At 48.5% G+C, this 5,704-nt stretch carries 2 tRNA genes and 3 rRNA genes; all 5 read right to left on the bottom strand.

The annotated features are described in order from the left end of the window. Window positions 1-47: 47 nt before the first annotated feature. The 5 genes from rrf to F4V57_RS14590 all read right to left on the bottom strand — a co-directional run bounded on the left by rrf (window position 48) and on the right by F4V57_RS14590 (window position 5,293). A 5S ribosomal RNA gene (rrf, locus tag F4V57_RS14610) occupies window positions 48-162 on the bottom strand. Between the two features lie 171 nt (window positions 163-333). Then, a 23S ribosomal RNA gene (locus F4V57_RS14605) occupies window positions 334-3,227 on the bottom strand. Window positions 3,228-3,515: 288 nt separating this feature from the next. After that, window positions 3,516-3,591 (bottom strand) — tRNA-Ala (locus F4V57_RS14600). A 29-nt stretch (window positions 3,592-3,620) separates the two neighbouring features. Further along, window positions 3,621-3,697 (bottom strand) — tRNA-Ile (locus F4V57_RS14595). A 57-nt stretch (window positions 3,698-3,754) separates the two neighbouring features. Then, a 16S ribosomal RNA gene (locus tag F4V57_RS14590) occupies window positions 3,755-5,293 on the bottom strand. The 16S, 23S and 5S rRNA genes sit together here with 2 tRNA genes alongside, the layout of an rRNA operon. Window positions 5,294-5,704: the final 411 nt, after the last annotated feature.

Raw genomic sequence — 5,704 nt, 5'->3', positions numbered from 1 at the left:
TAAAAGAAGAACCCCCGGCAGGATGACTACCGGGGGTTAGAATAATGAGCTGGCGATGACTTACTCTCACATGGGTAACCCCACACTACCATCAGCGCGAAGAGGTTTCACTTCTGAGTTCGGTAAGGGATCAGGTGGTTCACTCTTGCTATGGTCGCCAGCACAACTGTGATGGGGTGACATTGGTCTTCACTATGCCAACATCAACCACCAAATAGGTGCATAACAGATTAGACTGAGTCTGATATAAGTTGCTGTATTATACTGAGCAATTTCACTAAATCAAGGTATGATTTTAATCATTGATACGATTTACAACCACTTGGGTGTTGTATAGTCAAGCCTCACGAGCAATTAGTATTGGTCAGCTTCACATATCACTATGCTTCCACATCCAACCTATCAACGTCGTAGTCTTCAACGGCTCTTTAGTGGAGATAAACTCCAAGGGAAATCTTATCTTGAGGTAGGCTTCCCGCTTAGATGCTTTCAGCGGTTATCCCTTCCGAACATAGCTACCCGGCGATGCGACTGGCGTCACAACCGGTACACCAGAGGTTCGTCCACTCTGGTCCTCTCGTACTAGGAGCAGATCCTCTCAAATTTCCAGCGCCCACGGTAGATAGGGACCGAACTGTCTCACGACGTTCTAAACCCAGCTCGCGTACCTCTTTAAATGGCGAACAGCCATACCCTTGGGACCTGCTTCAGCCCCAGGATGAGATGAGCCGACATCGAGGTGCCAAACACCGCCGTCGATATGAACTCTTGGGCGGTATCAGCCTGTTATCCCCAGAGTACCTTTTATCCGTTGAGCGATGGCCCTTCCATACAGAACCACCGGATCACTAAGACCTACTTTCGTACCTGCTCGACTTGTGGGTCTCGCAGTTAAGCGCGCTTTTGCCTTTATACTCTACGCGTGATTTCCGACCACGCTGAGCGCACCTTCGTACTCCTCCGTTACTCTTTAGGAGGAGACCGCCCCAGTCAAACTACCCACCAGACACGGTCCTCGTCCCGGATCACGGGACAGAGTTAGAACCTCAACATTACCAGGGTGGTATTTCAAGGATGGCTCCATGGCAACTGGCGTCACCATTTCATAGCCTCCCACCTATCCTACACAAGTAAGGTCAAAGTTCAGTGTCAAGCTGCAGTAAAGGTTCACGGGGTCTTTCCGTCTAGCCGCGGGTACACTGCATCTTCACAGCGATTTCGATTTCACTGAGCCTCTGCTGGAGACAGCGCCGCCATCATTATGCCATTCGTGCAGGTCGGAACTTACCCGACAAGGAATTTCGCTACCTTAGGACCGTTATAGTTACGGCCGCCGTTTACTGGGGCTTCGATCAAGAGCTTCGCTTACGCTAACCCCATCAATTAACCTTCCAGCACCGGGCAGGCATCACACCCTATACGTCCACTTTCGTGTTTGCAGAGTGCTATGTTTTTAATAAACAGTTGCAGCGGCCTGGTTTCTGTGGCTGTCATCAGCTCAGGAAGCAAGTTCCTTCACCAACAACAGCGTACCTTCTCCCGAAGTTACGGTACCATTTTGCCTAGTTCCTTCAGCAGAGTTCTCTCAAGCGCTTTGGTCTACTCGACCTGACCACCTGTGTCGGTTTAGGGTACGATTCCTGTGTAACTGAAGCTTAGAGACTTTTCCTGGAAGCTTGGTATCAGCCACTTCTCTGTACAAGTACAGATTGCTATCGACTCTCAGCATAAAGTACCCCGGATTTGCCTAAGATACATGCCTACAATCTTCCACCTGGACAACCAACGCCAGGCTGACTTAACCTTCTCCGTCCTCTCATCGCATTACACAGAAGTATGGGAATATTAACCCATTTCCCATCGATTACGCCTTTCGGCCTCACCTTAGGGGTCGACTCACCCAGCCCCGATTAACGTTGGACTGGAACCCTTGGTCTTTCAGCGAACGGGTTTTTCACCCGTTTTGTCGTTACTCACGTCAGCATTCGCACTTCTGATACCTCCAGAGAACTTCTCAATTCTCCTTCATCGGCTTACAGAACGCTCCCCTACCACGTAACTCTAAAGTTACATCCGCAGCTTCGGCACATAGTTTTAGCCCCGTTACATCTTCCGCGCAGGCCGACTCGACTAGTGAGCTATTACGCTTTCTTTAAAGGGTGGCTGCTTCTAAGCCAACCTCCTAGCTGTCTATGCCTTCCCACATCGTTTCCCACTTAACTATGATTTTGGGGCCTTAGCTGGCGGTCTGGATTGTTTTCCTCTTGACTACGGACGTTAGCACCCGCAGTCTGTCTCCCGGATAGTACTCATAGGTATTCGGAGTTTGCATCGGTTTGGTAAGTCGGGATGACCCCCTAGCCGAAACAGTGCTCTACCCCCTATGGTATTCGTCCGAGGCGCTACCTAAATAGCTTTCGGGGAGAACCAGCTATCACCAGGCTTGATTAGCCTTTCACCCCTATCCACAAGTCATCCCCTGGCTTTTCAACGACAGTGGGTTCGGTCCTCCAGTTAGTGTTACCCAACCTTCAACCTGCTCATGGATAGATCGCCTGGTTTCGGGTCTATACCCAGCAACTAGACGCCCTATTAAGACTCGGTTTCCCTACGGCTCCCCTATACGGTTAACCTCGCTACTGAATATAAGTCGCTGACCCATTATACAAAAGGTACGCAGTCACCAAACAAGTTGGCTCCCACTGCTTGTATGCATGCGGTTTCAGGATCTATTTCACTCCCCTCACAGGGGTTCTTTTCGCCTTTCCCTCACGGTACTGGTTCACTATCGGTCAGTCAGGAGTATTTAGCCTTGGAGGATGGTCCCCCCATGTTCAGACAAGGTTTCACGTGCCTCGCCCTACTCGTCTTCATTGTGCGTGCCCTTTCGTGTACGGGACTATCACCCTTTATTGTCACACTTCCCAGAGTGTTCCACTAAAACACACACAACTTAATGGGCTAATCCCCGTTCGCTCGCCGCTACTAAGGGAATCTCAATTGATTTCTTTTCCTAAGGGTACTGAGATGTTTCACTTCCCCTCGTTCGCCTTGCATGACTATGTATTCATCATGCAATACCTACCTTATAGTAGGTGGGTTCCCCCATTCAGACATCGCCGGATCACAGGATATTTGCCGCCTCCCCGACGCTTTTCGCAGGCTATCACGTCTTTCTTCGCCTCTGACTGCCAAGGCATCCACCACATGCACTTAATTACTTGACTATACAACCCCAAATAGTCGGGATGATATAATAGTAATCAATTCATATACCAAAACGCTTGATTCAGTGTTTTTGCTAGTTCTCAATTCATCTTATCTAAACAATGACTTGTTCAAATAAATGATTGAGTGAACAATTTATTTCAGACTCAATTCTTTAATCTGTTAATGAATAAACATACCTTCGTCAGGTCATGCTTAATACCGTGATACTTAAATCACAGAAGTTAATAAACCAAGATCTTATCTCTATTTACTAATTTCTGTAATCCAAACTTCTCTTAAGTTCGTGGTGGAGACTAGGAGAGTCGAACTCCTGACCTCCTGCGTGCAAAGCAGGCGCTCTACCAACTAAGCTAAGTCCCCAGCTTATAGCATTTTGTATCTTTTGTGTATGGTGGGTCTGACAAGACTTGAACTTGTGACCCCACGCTTATCAAGCGTGTGCTCTAACCAACTGAGCTACAGACCCAATAGATACTGAAGAACAACTTGTTGTGGATTCTTACCAATCAACCAACCTTTTCGTTAAGGAGGTGATCCAGCCGCAGGTTCCCCTACGGCTACCTTGTTACGACTTCACCCCAGTCATCGGCCACACCGTGGTAACCGCCCTCATTGCTGTTAGGCTAGCTACTTCTGGTGCAACAAACTCCCATGGTGTGACGGGCGGTGTGTACAAGGCCCGGGAACGTATTCACCGCGGCATTCTGATCCGCGATTACTAGCGATTCCGACTTCATGGAGTCGAGTTGCAGACTCCAATCCGGACTACGATCGGCTTTTTGAGATTAGCATGCCCTCGCGGACTAGCAACCCTTTGTACCGACCATTGTAGCACGTGTGTAGCCCTGGCCGTAAGGGCCATGATGACTTGACGTCGTCCCCGCCTTCCTCCAGTTTGTCACTGGCAGTATCCTTAAAGTTCCCATCCGAAATGCTGGCAAGTAAGGAAAAGGGTTGCGCTCGTTGCGGGACTTAACCCAACATCTCACGACACGAGCTGACGACAGCCATGCAGCACCTGTATGTGAATTCCCGAAGGCACTCTCTCATCTCTGAAAGATTCTCACTATGTCAAGGCCAGGTAAGGTTCTTCGCGTTGCATCGAATTAAACCACATGCTCCACCGCTTGTGCGGGCCCCCGTCAATTCATTTGAGTTTTAGTCTTGCGACCGTACTCCCCAGGCGGTCTACTTATCGCGTTAGCTGCGCCACTAATCCCTCAAAGAGACCAACGGCTAGTAGACATCGTTTACGGCATGGACTACCAGGGTATCTAATCCTGTTTGCTCCCCATGCTTTCGTACCTCAGCGTCAGTATTAGGCCAGATGGCTGCCTTCGCCATCGGTATTCCTCCAGATCTCTACGCATTTCACCGCTACACCTGGAATTCTACCATCCTCTCCCATACTCTAGCTTACCAGTATCGAATGCAATTCCCAAGTTAAGCTCGGGGATTTCACATCCGACTTAATAAGCCGCCTACGCACGCTTTACGCCCAGTAAATCCGATTAACGCTCGCACCCTCTGTATTACCGCGGCTGCTGGCACAGAGTTAGCCGGTGCTTATTCTGCGAGTAACGTCCACTTAGCCTAAGTATTAGTTAGGTAAGCCTCCTCCTCGCTTAAAGTGCTTTACAACCATAAGGCCTTCTTCACACACGCGGCATGGCTGGATCAGGGTTTCCCCCATTGTCCAATATTCCCCACTGCTGCCTCCCGTAGGAGTCTGGGCCGTGTCTCAGTCCCAGTGTGGCGGATCATCCTCTCAGACCCGCTACAGATCGTCGCCTTGGTAGGCCTTTACCCCACCAACTAGCTAATCCGACTTAGGCTCATCTATTAGCACAAGGTCACAAGTGATCCCCTGCTTTCCCCCGTAGGGCGTATGCGGTATTAGCGCTCCTTTCGGAACGTTGTCCCCCACTAATAGGCAGATTCCTAAGTATTACTCACCCGTCCGCCGCTAGGTCAATTACCGAAGTAATATCCCCCGCTCGACTTGCATGTGTTAAGCCTGCCGCCAGCGTTCAATCTGAGCCATGATCAAACTCTTCAGTTAAAATCATTTCGCACCTTATTTATAGACAAGGTGCCAATTCTGGCTCATTCATCGTACTGACTAAAAATTCACTCAAATAAACTTCGAGTAATTTCTACCAATCCAATCAATGATATTTTATCGATCAATCAATTAGTAAAAATCCACACAAGTTGTTCTTCATTGCTCTTAATGATCTTCTCACTGACTCGTCATCAGCAAGCTAGGTCGGCTATATTACTCTAAATCTCTTCAAAGTCAACTGGTAATTTAGATTTCTTTAAAACTTATTCCTTCTCCCAAAATGATAATCAAAACCCTTAAGCCCTAACTAACACCCTGTTTTTCAACAAGTTTTTATCTGCATCACCGCCGATGGATGTGCATTCTACACTATCCCCATACCTTTGCAATACCCCAAAACCCTTTTTT

This window comes from Acinetobacter qingfengensis (assembly GCF_008693185.1).
GTDB classification, from domain to species: Bacteria; Pseudomonadota; Gammaproteobacteria; order Pseudomonadales; family Moraxellaceae; genus Acinetobacter; species Acinetobacter qingfengensis.
The sequence above is the reverse complement of the archived record's forward strand: the minus strand, read 5'-3'. Positions and strand labels throughout refer to the sequence as shown.